Origin of the sequence: Halolamina pelagica (assembly GCF_001307315.1) — an archaeon.
Classification (GTDB): domain Archaea; phylum Halobacteriota; class Halobacteria; order Halobacteriales; family Haloferacaceae; genus Halolamina; species Halolamina pelagica_B.
Window position 1 is genome coordinate 1,612,672 of sequence record NZ_LGUC01000001.1, and the last position, 13,011, is coordinate 1,625,682.

The following is a 13,011-nucleotide window of genomic DNA, read 5'->3' on the forward strand; positions in this document are numbered from 1 at the left end:
TCCACCGGGCCGTTCCTCCGATCGCCTATGGCTCAGACCACGCTCACCGTCGACGGAATGGCGTGTGGCAGTTGCGAAGAGACAGTCGAAGACGCAGTGGCGGCGCTCGACGGCGTCGACGCCGTGACCGCGGACAACACGACCGATACGGTCGAAATCGAGGGCGACGTGGACGGCGACGCGGCCGCGGCCGCGATCGAGGACGCCGGCTACACCGTCGCCTGAGCGCCGTCAGTCGTTTTCTCCGGACGCCGCGCCAGCCTGTATCAGCGACGCGACACGCTCCGGCCGGTCCATCCCGGCACAGAGCGTCAGCATCGTCAAGTGGCGGCCGTCCTCGATCGGCGTGTCGCCCCCGCGGACCCCCCGCCCGCGATCGCCTCGTCGAGGCTGCGCCGCGCGTCGACGATGGCCTCGCGGTTGAGCCACGCTGGCGGCCCCATCGTGACCAGCAACGCTCGCGTCGCCCGGGAGAGGTCGGCTTCCGCCGAGCGGTGGCGGAACAGCGAGCGCCGGACCGCGGTCTCGATGGTGCTGTAGCTCTCGATCTCGTCGGGCGTCTCGGTGGCCGACAGCAGGCGGCCGAGCAGCGAGGGCGGCTCTCTGACCTGTTCGCGCCAGTGGCCGATGGTGGCGTACCCGCCCTCCCCCACCGTGGCGATGATCTCACTGGCGTCGACGACGGTCTCGCCAACCGCCGCGGCGTCGGCGGCTTCCCCGCGCCGAACAGCGCGGCGGTCCAGTCGGCGATCGTCTCGTTCGTGGTTCCGTAGGCCTCGGCAGCCTCCGCGTCGGTGGGGCGTTCGGCGGGGGCATCCAGTTCAGCGTTATCGAACAGGAGCTGTGCGTCGGCCGTGGCTTCGAGGCCGCGAAGCCCGGCCCGGGCGTTGGCGGCGACGCCCGTCTCCTCGGCACCCGGGAGCACAGTCAGCGCGTACACCGGGCGATCGACGGCGTCTCTGAGCGTGTCGATCAGTATCGGTGCGGCGCCGGCGCCGGTCGCCCCGGCGACGCCGACGGGGACGAGCACCGCGTCGGCGGCCGCGGGGACGGCGTCGGTGGCTGCCCGGCTGAGCTCCCGGACGTTCGACTCCGCGGCCGTGCGGACGGCCGCAGCGTCGCCAGTCGATCGGGACGTGGTGCCGAACGCGTGGCGATGCTCCCGGGGCACGTCGATCTCGTCGAGCGCTTCGGGGTCGGTGTCGAAGGCGGCGACGGCGGTCACGTACGGGCGGTCCTCCGGGTCGGCGGCGGCGAGCGCTGCCGCCAGCCGCCCCCGGCACCGCCGACGCCGAGCACGGCGAGTTTCACGGTTCGGGGTTGCCCGCCGAGGGGATAGTTGCTTCGTCGCGGACCCTGGCGCCACGCCATCGACGGTGAATCGCCGCCGGGCCCCCGTGATAGCGGTCAAAACCACCGATTTATTCCGATTACATACTGAACGAATCAGTACAAAAATGCTATATCACTACGGAACAAATGTTTCCACAGTGAGAGATATGAAGGAGGACGGATCGCAGACGGACGAGACACGGGAACACCCGTCTCGGCCGTTCGACCACCAGTTCTACCGGGCGATGGCTTCGCGAGATCGTCGCCGACTCCTCTACGTGCTGCTCGACGGTGAGGAGCGTGCCGTCGAGGAGGTCGCGACGGTCCTCGCCGGGTGGGACGCAACCGAGTCCGGCACCGTCGCGCATCCGGACGACCGGAACCTGGTGCTGCTCCGGCTGGTGCACATCCACCTCCCCTGCTCGATGACGCCGGCCTGGTCGCCTACGACGACGAGCGCGGGACAGTCCGACTGGCGTCGCTCGACGAGACCGCGCGTGAGTACATCGAAGGGGGCATCGACGCGAAGCCCGAATCGACGACGTAGCGATGTTCGACTCGATGCTGGCGAGCGTCCAGCAGTCCACCCACCGGTTTACCGTGTACACCGCGGACGACGCTCCGGGCGACGACGACTGGTTCACCAACCACAGCGTCGCGGTGGACCGACAGCCGCTGTTCCCAGGGGGGCCGGATCCGTTCGTCGCGATCGAGCGAAACGGCGAGTTCGCTGGGGTGCTCCCCGTCGCGGTGATCGAGCGACTGCTCGAACCGCCGGTCGTCAGGCCAGAGACCACTGACGGGCTCTCCCCGGCGTACCGAGCGCTGTTCGAGGTGCTCGACGATACCGTCTACACGTCGTTGGCCAGAGGGGAGCTGCTCGCGGTCAGCCGCGAGATCGAGGATCGCGCGGGCCGCCTCGGCACGGGGAGCCTCCACGTCAGCTTCCAGCGGTTGTCAGTGTTCCGGACCCAGCTACCGGCTTACAGTAAACTCGCAGAGACGGGTGTGACCATCCACGTCTACGGCGAGCACGACTGGACGCCGCCGGCGATCCCCGGCGTGATCTATCACCCCGAGTCGGCTGGATCGATGGGAGAGTACTGGGTGGTCGCGTTCGACGGGGGCGACAACCCGCCCGAGTCGTGTGCGCTCGTCGCGCGAGAAGAGGCCGACGGCTACCGTGGGTTCTGGACGAACGACGACGAGATGGTCGCCCGAATCAGGCGGCGATTGGAGACAGTCGACCCCGATCAGTCGCTCACTGAGGGCGACTCCACGCTCCGGTAGCCGACGCCGTCGGGTTCGACCGTGACCAGTCCCTCGCCGGTCACGGAGACCATGCAGTCGGCGTACGTGAACACGATCTCTCCGCGACGCATCCCCTCGACGAGATCAGTCAGCGCGTCCGGATCGACCGCCTCGTACAGCGGCGGCAGCTCCACCGGATCCGTTTTCGTGGTGGTCGCGACCGCCTGAACGGTTCGGTCCGCGACCGAATCGGCGTGGTCCTCCATGTGAGTCATATACACACTATCTGTGAAAAATACTCGTCAGACACACATAAATTGCCGATCATTTACTGCTCGGGCTCGCCCACCAACCCAGGCATTCAGATCGAGCTACGTTTTGGCGTGCGATAACCGTTTCCAGTTACTCACCGTGCCGCCCTCAGTAGCGGAGTCCGAACGTTGATACGGGTAGGGTCGATAGGGCGCGACAGTGGATACTGAAGCCCGACCGTTCCGAAGCTGGGAGCTCTCGTTCTCTCTCAACGAGCTGACTGGCGCGTTAGGGGATTCGGTTACTGTCCTCCCGATCGTCGTCGCCGTGGGAGCGCTCACGGAGCTGTCGCTGGCGCGGATGCTGCTCGGGTTCGGCGCGTTCCAGATCGTTTGGGGGCTCTGGTACGAGCTTCCGATATCCGTCGAGCCGATGAAGGCGCTGGCGGCGCTGGCGATCGGCGGCGTACTGGGCGTCGACGAACTCCTGGTCGCCGGGCTGCTCGCCGGCGTGGTGCTGCTCGGCGTGGGGACGACCGGCGCCTTGGGCCGGCTCGTCCGGTACGTCGGCGAGCCGGTCACGCGGGGCATCCAGCTGGCTGTCGCGCTGATCCTCTTGGAGACCGGCGTCGGACTCGGACTGGGTGCGCCGACGCTGGCGCTGGCCGGCGTCGCCACCGCGGGCGTCGTCGTCCTCGCGGGCTACCGGCGCGCGAGCGCGCTGGTCGTGCTCGCACTCGGGCTGGCGGTCGCGCTCGCGAGCACGGGCGCCCCGACGCCGTCGCTTCCGTCGCTGGGGCTCGCGCTCCCCGACCCGAGTGGGCTCACCCGGGGCGCTGCCGAAGCGACCGCCGCGCAGTTGGCGATGACGGTCGGCAACGCCGCGGTCGCGACCGCGCTCCTGCTCTCCGAGTACTTCGACGCCGACGTGACCCCGGACGAACTGGCGACGAGCATGGGCGCGATGAACCTCGCGGCGATCCCCTTCGGCGCGCTTCCGATGTGTCACGGCAGCGGCGGCGTCGCCGGCAAGTACGCCTTCGGCGCCCGGACCGCCGGCGCGAACGTGCTCCTCGGCGGCCTGTACGGCGTCGCCGCGCTCGGGACGGCCGTCGTGACGGCGTTCCCGATGGCCGTTCTGGGCGTCGTACTCGGCCTCGTCGCGCTCGAACTCGGGCGTTCCGCGTTCGAGAGCGGCCATCTGCCAACGACGCTCGCTGTCGGCGCGATCGGGCTCCTCACCAACGTCGGCCTCGCGTTCGTGCTCGGCGTCGCCTGGTGGGTCGCACGGGATCGCTTCCTGTAACGGGTGCCGAAAGCCGGATGCGTCTCGATGGCGTAGCCACCGGTGATGGCCGACGAACTCGCTCCCGAAGCGCTCCGGCGCAAGCTGGACGACGGCGACGAGCCACAGCTGATCGACGTACGCGACCGGGAAGCGTTCGAGCAGGGGCATCTCCCCGGCGCCGAGAACGTCCCGATGACCGAGCTCCCGACCCGGATCGACGAGATCGAGTTCGCCGACGAGGTCGTCGTCGCCTGCCAGATCGGGCAGGCGTCGCTACAGGCGGTCCGACTGATCGAGAGCTACGAAGGGGCGGCTGGATCGTCGGTCTGGAGCCTCCAGGGCGGAATGGAGCGCTGGAACGGCGAGACCGAGGCCGACGCCTGAGCGTGCTGTCGCTCTCCCGATCGGGCTACGACGAGATCCTCTCCCACGCCGACGCCGGCGGCGAGGAGGAAGTCTGTGGCGTGCTCGCCGGTGAGCGGTGTGAGGACGGAACCGCTCGCGTCGACGCCGTTCACCGCGCCGAGAACGTCGCCGACCAGCCGCGAACTCGCTACCGGATCGATCCGGAGGCGCAACTGGCGATCATCGAGCGAATCGAGGCGGCCGGGCGATCGGTCGTCGGGTTCTACCACAGCCACCCGACGGGCCCGCCGGTCCCCAGCGAAACGGACGCCGAGCGCGCGGCCTGGCCGGGCTACTCGTACGCGATCTGTCTGCCCGGTGACCGACCGTATCTGGGCTCCTGGCGCTGGACCGGCGAGCGGTTCGAGCGGGAAGCGGTGGCCCTGCGCTAGTACTCGTACAGCGACACCACGAACGGCAGTTTGTTGTACATCATCACTGCGATCGGGATGCCGACGATGCTGACGGTGAACACGTAGGCGACGGCGGTCCAGAGCCCGCTGGCCCACCAGCCGACGAGCAGGAACCACGCCCCACGGACGACCAGCCCGTAGCGCTGCTCGCCGGGCTGGCCCTCGCTGTCGACGAACTCCCGCTCCTTCAGCGAGAGCACCTTCGGGGTCGCGTTGATCATCTTGATCCCCAGCGGGAGCCCGATGATGGTGACGTTGAGGAACCACGCGATCCCCAGCCAGATGCCCGTGGCCCACCAGCCGATCAGGAGGAACCACGCCGCTCGAACCGGGAGGGAAGGAGCGCCGTCGCCGCTGTCGGTCGTCGAACTCATACCGCAACCGAGGCGGCTCGCGGGGAAAGCCCTGACGGGCACCGGTTACTTTCCGGAGAGGTAGTCGCTGGCCTGCGGCTCAGCGGGGTCGGTCGGCACCTCGACCAGCCGGGGCTCGTCCGCCTCGACGGCGTCGGCGACGGCCTCGCGCACCTCCTCGGGCGTGGCCGCCCGGGTCGCGGCGACGCCCATCGACTCCGCGAGCGCGACGAAGTCGATGGGGGCGTCGCCCCACGCGTAGGAGCCCGGCGGGAGACCGTGGTCGCGCTCGGCGCCGTCGCTGATGATCGCGTAGTCCTCGTTCCGGAAGACGACGGTCGTCACGGGGAGCGATTCGGCCGCGGCGGTGTGGAGTTCGTGGATCGCCATCATCAGCCCGCCGTCGCCGGCGAGCGCGACCACGTCGCTGTCGGGGTTGGCGGCCTGTGCTCCCAGCGCCGACGGGAGGCCGCTCCCCATCGTCGCCCACGAGCCGGGGTTGACGTAGGATCGCGGCCCATCGCGGGGAACGTCGCGAGCGCCCAGATCCGGAAGCCGCCGGCGTCGGCGGCGACGATCGCGTCGTCGGGGGTCGCCGCACGGACGGCCCGCAGGGCGCCGGGCGAGGAAAGCGGCAGATCGCCGTCGACGAGGTCGTCGACGCGCCGGGCCACCGACTCCCGGAGTCGGTCGGCGACCGCCGCCGCGTCGTGATCGGAGACCGGCAGCTTGCCGTTCAGCGCCGCGAGCGTTGGCTTGGCGTCGGCGACGATGCCGACGGCGGGGTCGTAGTTCGTCCCCAGATCGTCGGGCGAGAGCGTGACGTGGATCAGCTCCCCCGGGATCTCCAGGCTCCGCCCGCGGGTGACGAGCTCGTCGAAGTCCGTGCCGACGGCGAGCACCGCGTCCGCTTCTGCGACGTACTCGTGGATCTCCGGCGTGGTCGCGCCACAGAGCACGCCCGCCGAGAGCGGGTGGGTCTCCGGGAGCACCCCTTTCCCCTTGTACGTCGTCAGCACCGGGGCGTCGTAGCGCTCGGCGAACTCCCGGAGCTCCTCGCTCGCGTTCGCGCTCCGAACCCCGCCGCCGGCGACGATCGCGGGGGCGTCAGCATCGGCGAGGGTCTTGGCCGCGTCGGCGACGGTGTCGGCCGGCGGGCGGACTGGCTCGTCGGAGCCGGCGTCGCCGACGCCGCCGTTCGGCGTCGCCGCCGGGAGGTACGACTTCGGGATGCCGAGCCGGACCGGCCCCTTCGGCGCGGTCGTCGCCGTCTCCACGGCGCGTTCGACCGCCGCGAGGACGCCCTCGGGGTTCTTCACCACTCGGTTGGCTTTGGTGACGGTGTCGTACGTCTCCGGCGGCGTCTCGTGGATGCCGTCGCGGCCCCGAACCTCGGGGTCGGTCTCGACGGCGATGTGGACCAGCGGCGTGTTGTCGTTGTAGGCGTTCTTCAGCCCGTTCATCGCGTTCATGTCGCCCGGGCCCGGGACGACGACGGTCGCGGCGGGCCGCCCGGAGGTCTCGGCGTACCCCCACGCCTGCTGGGAGACCGCGGTCTCGTGGCGGGCCATCACGAACCGTACGTCGTCGCGGCCGTCGATGGCCTCGTTCAGCGGCAGCGTCTGCTTGCCCGGAATCCCGAACACGGTGTCGATCCCGTTGGCGACGAGTCGGTCGATAACGGACGCGGCGAGAGTCATGGTTGGTGTGGCACACGGCGGGGGAAAACTGTATCTCACTCCGTACGCTCGTCGGAACGGTCGACGAAATACGACAGCCGGGGGTCCGGCCTCAGTCGGTGATGGTCACGCCGCCGAAGGCCGCAAAGCCGCTGACGACCAGGTCCACGTCCTCGTTCCGGTGTTCGGCGCGGGCGCGGTCGTCGGAGGCGCCGCCGAGGACGGGCAATACGTCCAGTCGGACGTTCCACTCGCGGGGGACCACCACATCGACGCCGCCGAACAGGGCGACGGCGTTGACCTGGGCGGGGCGGTCGGCGATCGCGGCGTCCCGTAGGTCGAGTTCCGTGCCGCCGAAGATCGCGGTCAGGTCGCCGCCGGTGAACTGGGTCGAGGTGTTGCGCTTCTCGACGCCGCCGAAGGCCACAAAGGAGTTCGTGTAGTCGTCGTTCGTCTCCCGCACCGCCGAGCGGTACTGGCCCAGCAGCACCGAGAGGCCGAAGACGATGACTAACACGGGCCAGAACGCGACGACGTCGTCGACGGTTGTGTAGTCGAGCACGACCAGTTGCCACGCCCCGGCGACGCCGATCAGCACGACGGGGCCGACGAGGTTCCGGAGCCGGCTCTGTAGCAGCGACCACACGCCGACGAGGACGAACAACGACGGGACGTACAGCAGTGCGTCCCTGGTGGAGACAACGCCGGTCGTCTCGAGGAGGAGCAACACCCCCGTCAGGACGATGATACCGCCGAAGAGGAGCTGCCCGGTCGGGACGCGTCGTGAGCGATTCGAGGAGGCCATACGTGAGAGTACGGCAGGTGACACGATAAAGCAGTACGCTGTTCCCCGGCGGGCGGGACCGACGGGAAGCGAACGGCAGCGCGTTTTTCGCCCGCTCGATCGCTCACGACCCGGATAGTTCCGGGGACCACGACGGCCTGACGGATCAGGTGACGAAGCCGATTACTGGTTCCACGCGGCGCCGTCCGGGTCGATCAGGCGGCGCTCCTCGTCGATCCCGTCGATGGTGGCGACGTCTTCCTCGGTCAGGTCGAGTTCGGTGGCCTCCACGTTCGCCCGGATGTGCTCGGGATCGGTCGACTGCGGGATCGGCACCAGCGCCTCCTTCTCGACGGCCCACGCGATACAGACCGCGGCGGCCGTGGTGTCGTGGCGCTCGGCCACCTCCTGGATTTCGGGCGTGTCGAAGATCTCGCCCTGGCCGAGCGGGCAGTAGCCGACGACGGTGTGGCCGTGTTCGGCGGCGTACGCCCGGAGTTCGTCCTGCGGGAACAGGGGGTGACACTCCACCTGGTGGGCGGCGATGTCGGCGTCGAGGATCTCTCGGGCCTCGTCGAGCAGCTCCGGCGTGAAGTTCGACACCCCGACGTTGCGGGCGACACCCTCGTCGTGGAGCTCCTGCAGCGCGCGCAGGCTCTCCTCGGGGTCGTAGGCACCGGTCGGCCAGTGGACGTACAGCAGATCCACCGCGTCGACGCCGAGGCGGTCGAGGCTCTCGTAGCTGGTCCGCTTTGCGTCCTCGTAGCCGAGGTTGTCGGGGAGGATCTTGCTCGCCAGCACCACGTCCTCGCGGTCGCCGGACTGCGTCCGGCTGCCAGAGGGACTACGTCCCTCGCTGTCCACGTCCGAGAGGCGGAGTCCCGCGCCGACTGCGGGCTCGTTGTCGTACATCTGTGCGGTGTCGACGAACCGGTAGCCGGCGTCGAGGGCGGTCCGCGTCGCGTCGGCGCAGTCGTGGCCTTTCGCGCCGGACGTGCCGAACCCGATGTCGGGAAGGTCGAGACTCATAGCTGTAGCAGGTGCGTCGTGTTCCCGGCGTAAAGAACTCCGCTTCCCGGCGGTTTTACTGGCGTCTCCCACCCTGTCCACCGAGCCGACACCCCCGGGCGTACTGCTAAGGGCGAAGCGGGCCAATGTGTTGGGTATGGTCCCCGATCCCCGAACGACGAGCCGCATCCTCGCCGCACTCGCCGTGGCGGCTGCCGTCCTCGCTTCGGTCGTCCTGTTGACCCCCGGCCCCTCGCCGACGCGTTCTTCGCGGGGATCGTGCTCCTGAGCCCGCTGTTCGCCGCCGTCGGCGCCGTCGGCGCGTGGACGAACCGGTCGCCGGTGGTGTGGGTCGCCGCGCTGCTGTCAGCTGTGCTCTCGGTAGCGGGGATGCTGTCGATCGGCCTGTTTCTCGCCCCGGTAACGTTGTTGCTCCTCGGCGCCGCCGTCGCCGCACAGGTGGCTGCCCCAGGCGCTGGCGCCCGGGAGGCGATCCTCGCTGGGGCACCGAGTCGACCTGAGCGATTGCTGCGGGCCGCGGGCGGACTGGCGAGCGTCGCCGTCGGCGTCGCGCTCGTCGACGCCGGCGCGTTCGACCGTGAGCTGTTCGGCTCCTGTGCACAGGAGACGCTCGCCTGCGCGCTCGGAACGACGAACTGGCTCGCAGTCGGGCTGACGCTGCTCGGGTTCGGCGCCGTCGCCGCGGGCGCGTGGCTCGTCTGGAAACAGGTGTACGTCTCCCGAGTGCTCCGGACGACGCGAGCCGGCTAACGCCTCACCACGGCCGAATCGGGAGCAGCGCTTCGGCCCGAACCGTTCGGAGCGCGCCGTCGCCGTCACCAGCGTCGGACTGCTCGGTGGCAGTCGAGAGCTCGTGGCTCCCGTCGACGGGGACGACCACGCGCATCTCGGGGTTGTAGTCCGCGAGGAGTTCTCGACAGACGCCACAGGGCGGGATCGGGCGCGCATCGTCGGCGTCATGCTCCGGCATCGGGTACGCCACCGCGACGCAGGCCTCGATGTCGTCGTGGCTGTGACCGTCCGCGATCGCCGCGCTCACCGCGCCCGGTTCGGCACAGGTCGACGCTCGCCCGATGCTCGCCGGGAGGCTCACGCCGTCGTACACCGCGCCGTCGGCGGTACGGACGCTCGCGGCGACGATGTGGGCGCCGTCGAAGAACTCGGCGTCGAAGGTCTCGCGGTTCAGGTCGGTCGCGTGGTCGAGGAGGGCGTCGTCGGCGTCGGTAAGCGGAGACGTGTCCATACCCACCGGGCCGGGGCTGTCGGTAAGTGCTTTCCCCTACTCCAGTGCGCTCGCGGCGCGGACGATGGTCTCCTCGCCGTACTTCGGGCCGATGAACTGCAGCCCCACCGGCAGGCCGTCGGCCTCGCCGGCGGGCACCGAGATCGCGGGCAGGTCCGCGAGGTTCACGGGCACCGTGTTGGCGTCGGCGAGATACATCGTCCGCGGGTCCTCGAGCCCCTCGCCCAGTTCGAACGGCGGGACGGGCATCGTCGGCGACGCGAGCACGTCGGCCGCTTGCAGCGACTCGTCGAAGTCCTGCTTGATCCACGCTCGGGCGTCCTGGGCCTTCCCGTAGTAGCGATCGTGGTAGCCCGCCGAGAGCGCGAACGTGCCGAGCAGGATCCGACGTTTGACCTCGGGGCCGAACCCTTCCTCGCGGGCGGTCGCGAACGCCTCGTTCCAGTTGCCCGCCTCCGAGAGGTCGTCGTAGTCGCCGGCCTCGACGGCGTTGAGGCCGTAGCGCGTCCCGTCGAAGCGTGCGAGGTTCGAGGAGGCCTCCGACATCGCGATCACGTAGTACGCCGCGACCGCTTTCTCGACGGAGGGCATCGACACTTCGACGTACTCGGCGCCCTGAGCCTCCAAGTCCTCGATGGCGTCCCAGAACGTCTCGACGACGCCCTCGTCGGCGCCGTCGAGCAGCTCCTCCGGGACTCCGATCGTCATCCCCTCCACGTCGCCGTCCGCCGCGGCCGCGTAGTTCGAGTCGTCGCCCGCCTCGACCGTCGTCGCGTCGCGGGGGTCGGAGCCGGCGATCACGTCGAGCAGGCCCGCCGCCTCCTCGACCGTCTGGGCGATCGGGCCGATCTGTTCCAGCGAGTTGGCGTAGGCGACGAGCCCGTAGCGGCTCACGAGCCCGTAGGTGGGCTTGATGCCGACGACGCCACAGAACGCGGCGGGTGCGCGGACCGAGCCGCCGGTGTCGCTCCCCAGCGCGAGGTCGGCCTCGCCGGCCGCGACGGCTGCCGCGGAGCCCCCTGAGGAGCCGCCCGGGACGCGGTCGGTGTCGGCCGGGTTCAGGGTTGCACCGAAGTGGGAGGTCTCGGTCGTCGTCCCCATCCCGAACTCGTCCATGTTCGCCTTCCCGTTGATCGTCGCGCCGGCCGCTTTGAGGCGCTCGACGACGGTCGCGTCGTACGGCGGGACGTACCCCTCGAGCATCTTCGACCCGCAGGTGGTCTCGACGCCCTCGGTGGAGATGTTGTCCTTGACCGCGACGGTTTTGCCCGCGAGCGGGCCGTCGTCGGCGCCGTCGATACGCGCTTTGGTGATGTAGGCGTTGAACTCGGCCATCTACGACACCCGGGGCCCTTTGAAGTAGCCGTCCTCGGTCTCGCTCGCGTTGCTGAGGGCTTCCTCCTGCGTGAGGCCCGCCTCGACCTCGTCGGCGCGCATCACGTTCACGAGATCGGGCTCGCTCTCGATCTCGGGCACCTCGTCGAGCGTCTCGAAGTCCGCGAGCACCGCCTCGAACTGCTCGGCGAACGTCTCGACCTCTTCGTCGTTCAGATCCACCCGCGCGAGGTCCGCGACGTTCCGGACCTCCTCGCCGGTGACCGCCGGCTCGTCTCCGTCGCTCATACCTCACGGTCGCTCGGGACTGGGAGTAAGGGTTTCGGTGAGGCGCGAGCCGGCTGCGCGCCTGCGTTCGTCCGCCGCGGGCCGGGAGTCGACGCCGACGGCGGCGCCGTTTGTCGATCGCTGCGTCAGTGAGAGAAAAGCCGTCTCGACGCCTTAGAGGCCGATCTCGCGGCCGATCACGAGGTGTTGGATCTCGCTCGTCCCCTCGCCGATCTCCATCAGCTTGGCGTCGCGGTAGAACCGCTGGGGGGCGAAGTCCTCGGTGTAGCCGTAGCCGCCGAGCGTCTGGACCGACTCCTCGGCGACCTCCCGGGCGGCCTCGCTGGCGTCGAGCTTCGCGAGCGCCGATTCCCGGCTCACTGACTCGCCCTGATCGTACGCCCACGCCGCCTTGTGGGTGAGCAGGCGGGCGCGCTCGATCTTCCGGTGCATGTCCACGACCTTGTCCCGGACCGCGTCGAACTCCGAGATCGGCTGGCCGAACTGCTCGCGTTCGGTGGAGTAGTCACGCGCGGCCTCGTAGGCGCCCTGTGCGAGCCCCGTCGACAGTGCGGCGATGCTGATCCGCCCGCCGTCGAGCGTTTTCTTCGTCTGCTCCCAGCCTTCGCCCTCCTCGCCGAGGAGGCGGTCCGCCGGGATGCGCACGTCGTCCAACTGGATCTCACAGGTGGGCGAGCAGTTCAGCCCCATCTTCTCCCAGACCGTCGAGATCTCGAACCCGTCGTCGTTCTCGGGGTCGACGATGAACGTCGAGATGCCGTCGTAGCCGGCGTCGGGGTCGGTGACGGCCTTCACGAGCACGCTGTTGGCGACGTTGGCGTTGGTGATGAACTGCTTCGTGCCGTTGAGTACGTACTCGTCGCCGTCTTTCACGGCCATCGTGTCCATGTCGGAAGCGTCGGAGCCGCTGCCGGGTTCGGTGAGCGCCCACGCGCCCATACCCTCGCCCGACGCGAGCGGCTCGAGCCACTCCTCTTTCTGTGCCTCGGTGCCGAACATCTCGATCGGCTTGGAGCCGAGCGAGACGTGCGCGGCGTAGGAGAGCCCGATCCCGCCGGAGACGCGGCCGAGCTCTTCGGTGACCAGCGCGTACATGAGCTGGTCGCCGCCGAGGCCCCCGTACTCCATCGAGACGGGGACGCCCATCATGTCCAGTTCACCCAACTGCTCGAAGATCTCCTCGGGGAACCGGTGTTCGTTCTCGACGTCCTGTGCGATGGGTTCGATCTCCGCTTCACAGAACTCCCGGACGGTGTTGCGGATCATCCGGTGTTCCTCGCTGTCGACGACGTCCAGCAGACCCTGCTCGCTCATGCACGGGCCTTTGGGCGAAGCAAGCAAAAACCCCGCCGGTCCATGG

The 13,011-nt window shown here is 69.4% G+C and carries 17 protein-coding genes and 2 pseudogenes; 8 read left to right on the plus strand and 11 right to left on the minus strand.

What is annotated here, in order from left to right; translation table 11 throughout:
- Window positions 1-27 precede the first annotated feature (27 nt).
- On the plus strand, window positions 28-225 hold the full coding sequence (locus SY89_RS08515) for a heavy-metal-associated domain-containing protein (RefSeq protein WP_054583896.1): 198 nt from the start codon (window positions 28-30) through the stop codon (window positions 223-225).
- A gap of 95 nt (window positions 226-320) precedes the next feature.
- Here the strand turns inward: SY89_RS08515 and SY89_RS08520 are convergent, their stop codons facing one another.
- Together SY89_RS08520 and SY89_RS19585 are read right to left on the minus strand one after the other, a co-directional pair.
- Entirely contained in the window at window positions 321-743 is a 423-nt protein-coding gene (locus SY89_RS08520; RefSeq protein WP_342764373.1) for an FtsZ/tubulin family protein, read from the minus strand.
- 134 nt (window positions 744-877) lie between these two features.
- Window positions 878-1,225 (minus strand): annotated as a pseudogene (locus SY89_RS19585) (cell division protein FtsZ); the annotation flags it as partial.
- Window positions 1,226-1,666: 441 nt separating this feature from the next.
- Here SY89_RS19585 and SY89_RS17240 point away from each other — a divergent pair.
- A complete protein-coding gene (locus SY89_RS17240; protein WP_189319139.1) occupies window positions 1,667-1,879 on the plus strand; it encodes a hypothetical protein in 213 nt (70 codons plus the stop codon).
- Between the two features lie 2 nt (window positions 1,880-1,881).
- Window positions 1,882-2,622, plus strand: a complete 741-nt coding sequence (locus SY89_RS08525) for a DICT sensory domain-containing protein (RefSeq protein ID WP_080506647.1) — start codon at window positions 1,882-1,884, stop codon at window positions 2,620-2,622.
- On the opposite strand, the gene SY89_RS08530 is transcribed toward SY89_RS08525, so the two are convergent.
- The gene (locus SY89_RS08530) at window positions 2,586-2,849 is read right to left on the minus strand and encodes a HalOD1 output domain-containing protein (protein ID WP_189319140.1); all 264 of its coding nucleotides are present in this window, start codon (window positions 2,847-2,849) and stop codon (window positions 2,586-2,588) included. The two genes, SY89_RS08525 and SY89_RS08530, sit on opposite strands and share 37 nt — an antisense overlap.
- Before the next feature lie 205 nt (window positions 2,850-3,054).
- Between SY89_RS08530 and SY89_RS08535 the strand changes: the two genes are divergently transcribed.
- The 3 genes from SY89_RS08535 to SY89_RS08545 are packed head-to-tail and all read left to right on the plus strand — an operon-like array spanning window position 3,055 to window position 4,919.
- Complete coding sequence (locus SY89_RS08535) at window positions 3,055-4,140, plus strand: putative sulfate/molybdate transporter (RefSeq protein WP_054583899.1); 1,086 nt, start codon at window positions 3,055-3,057, stop codon at window positions 4,138-4,140.
- 45 nt (window positions 4,141-4,185) lie between these two features.
- Complete coding sequence (locus SY89_RS08540; RefSeq protein WP_054583900.1) at window positions 4,186-4,506, plus strand: rhodanese-like domain-containing protein; 321 nt, start codon at window positions 4,186-4,188, stop codon at window positions 4,504-4,506.
- Window positions 4,507-4,508: 2 nt separating this feature from the next.
- Entirely contained in the window at window positions 4,509-4,919 is a 411-nt protein-coding gene (locus SY89_RS08545; protein WP_054583901.1) for a desampylase, read from the plus strand.
- Here the strand turns inward: SY89_RS08545 and SY89_RS08550 are convergent.
- The 4 genes and pseudogenes from SY89_RS08550 to SY89_RS08565 form a co-directional block, all read right to left on the minus strand.
- Entirely contained in the window at window positions 4,916-5,314 is a 399-nt protein-coding gene (locus tag SY89_RS08550) for a YccF domain-containing protein (RefSeq protein WP_054583902.1), read from the minus strand. The two genes, SY89_RS08545 and SY89_RS08550, sit on opposite strands and share 4 nt — an antisense overlap.
- A 45-nt stretch (window positions 5,315-5,359) precedes the next feature.
- Window positions 5,360-6,993, minus strand: a pseudogene (locus tag SY89_RS08555) (thiamine pyrophosphate-binding protein).
- 91 nt (window positions 6,994-7,084) lie between these two features.
- A complete protein-coding gene (locus SY89_RS08560; RefSeq protein WP_054583903.1) occupies window positions 7,085-7,777 on the minus strand; it encodes a LiaF transmembrane domain-containing protein in 693 nt (230 codons plus the stop codon).
- Between the two features lie 162 nt (window positions 7,778-7,939).
- A complete protein-coding gene (locus tag SY89_RS08565) occupies window positions 7,940-8,785 on the minus strand; it encodes an aldo/keto reductase (protein ID WP_054583904.1) in 846 nt (281 codons plus the stop codon).
- A 136-nt stretch (window positions 8,786-8,921) separates the two neighbouring features.
- Here SY89_RS08565 and SY89_RS19075 point away from each other — a divergent pair, with 136 nt between their 5' ends.
- Together SY89_RS19075 and SY89_RS08570 are read left to right on the plus strand one after the other, a co-directional pair.
- Window positions 8,922-9,053 (plus strand): hypothetical protein, encoded by a 132-nt coding sequence (locus SY89_RS19075; RefSeq protein ID WP_275575402.1) that lies wholly within the window; start codon window positions 8,922-8,924, stop codon window positions 9,051-9,053.
- The gene (locus SY89_RS08570; protein ID WP_054583905.1) at window positions 9,044-9,535 is read left to right on the plus strand and encodes a hypothetical protein; all 492 of its coding nucleotides are present in this window, start codon (window positions 9,044-9,046) and stop codon (window positions 9,533-9,535) included. Before SY89_RS19075 ends, SY89_RS08570 begins: the two co-directional genes overlap by 10 nt.
- A 4-nt stretch (window positions 9,536-9,539) precedes the next feature.
- On the opposite strand, the gene SY89_RS08575 is transcribed toward SY89_RS08570, so the two are convergent.
- The 4 genes from SY89_RS08575 to SY89_RS08590 all read right to left on the minus strand — a co-directional run bounded on the left by SY89_RS08575 (window position 9,540) and on the right by SY89_RS08590 (window position 12,965).
- Entirely contained in the window at window positions 9,540-10,028 is a 489-nt protein-coding gene (locus SY89_RS08575) for a cytidine/deoxycytidylate deaminase family protein (protein ID WP_080506648.1), read from the minus strand.
- 36 nt (window positions 10,029-10,064) lie between these two features.
- A complete protein-coding gene (gatA, locus tag SY89_RS08580) occupies window positions 10,065-11,363 on the minus strand; it encodes an Asp-tRNA(Asn)/Glu-tRNA(Gln) amidotransferase subunit GatA (RefSeq protein ID WP_054583906.1) in 1,299 nt (432 codons plus the stop codon).
- Window positions 11,364-11,651 carry an Asp-tRNA(Asn)/Glu-tRNA(Gln) amidotransferase subunit GatC gene (gene gatC, locus SY89_RS08585; protein ID WP_054583907.1) on the minus strand — a complete coding sequence of 96 codons (288 nt, stop codon included), beginning with the start codon at window positions 11,649-11,651 and terminating at the stop codon, window positions 11,364-11,366. It lies immediately after the preceding gene.
- 153 nt (window positions 11,652-11,804) lie between these two features.
- Window positions 11,805-12,965: an acyl-CoA dehydrogenase family protein gene (locus tag SY89_RS08590; RefSeq protein WP_054583908.1), complete on the minus strand. Its 1,161-nt coding sequence runs from the start codon at window positions 12,963-12,965 to the stop codon at window positions 11,805-11,807.
- Window positions 12,966-13,011: the final 46 nt, after the last annotated feature.

Coding starts and splice junctions, on each gene's coding strand:
- SY89_RS08515 (WP_054583896.1), top strand. CDS start 28: ATGGCTCAGACCACGCTCACCGTCGACGGAATGGCGTGTGGCAGTTGC.
- SY89_RS08525 (WP_080506647.1), top strand. CDS start 1,882: ATGTTCGACTCGATGCTGGCGAGCGTCCAGCAGTCCACCCACCGGTTT.
- SY89_RS08530 (WP_189319140.1), bottom strand. CDS start 2,849: ATGGAGGACCACGCCGATTCGGTCGCGGACCGAACCGTTCAGGCGGTC.
- SY89_RS08540 (WP_054583900.1), top strand. CDS start 4,186: ATGGCCGACGAACTCGCTCCCGAAGCGCTCCGGCGCAAGCTGGACGAC.
- SY89_RS08550 (WP_054583902.1), bottom strand. CDS start 5,314: ATGAGTTCGACGACCGACAGCGGCGACGGCGCTCCTTCCCTCCCGGTT.
- SY89_RS08560 (WP_054583903.1), bottom strand. CDS start 7,777: ATGGCCTCCTCGAATCGCTCACGACGCGTCCCGACCGGGCAGCTCCTC.
- SY89_RS08565 (WP_054583904.1), bottom strand. CDS start 8,785: ATGAGTCTCGACCTTCCCGACATCGGGTTCGGCACGTCCGGCGCGAAA.
- SY89_RS19075 (WP_275575402.1), top strand. CDS start 8,922: ATGGTCCCCGATCCCCGAACGACGAGCCGCATCCTCGCCGCACTCGCC.
- SY89_RS08575 (WP_080506648.1), bottom strand. CDS start 10,028: ATGGACACGTCTCCGCTTACCGACGCCGACGACGCCCTCCTCGACCAC.
- gatA (WP_054583906.1), bottom strand. CDS start 11,363: ATGGCCGAGTTCAACGCCTACATCACCAAAGCGCGTATCGACGGCGCC.
- gatC (WP_054583907.1), bottom strand. CDS start 11,651: ATGAGCGACGGAGACGAGCCGGCGGTCACCGGCGAGGAGGTCCGGAAC.
- SY89_RS08590 (WP_054583908.1), bottom strand. CDS start 12,965: ATGAGCGAGCAGGGTCTGCTGGACGTCGTCGACAGCGAGGAACACCGG.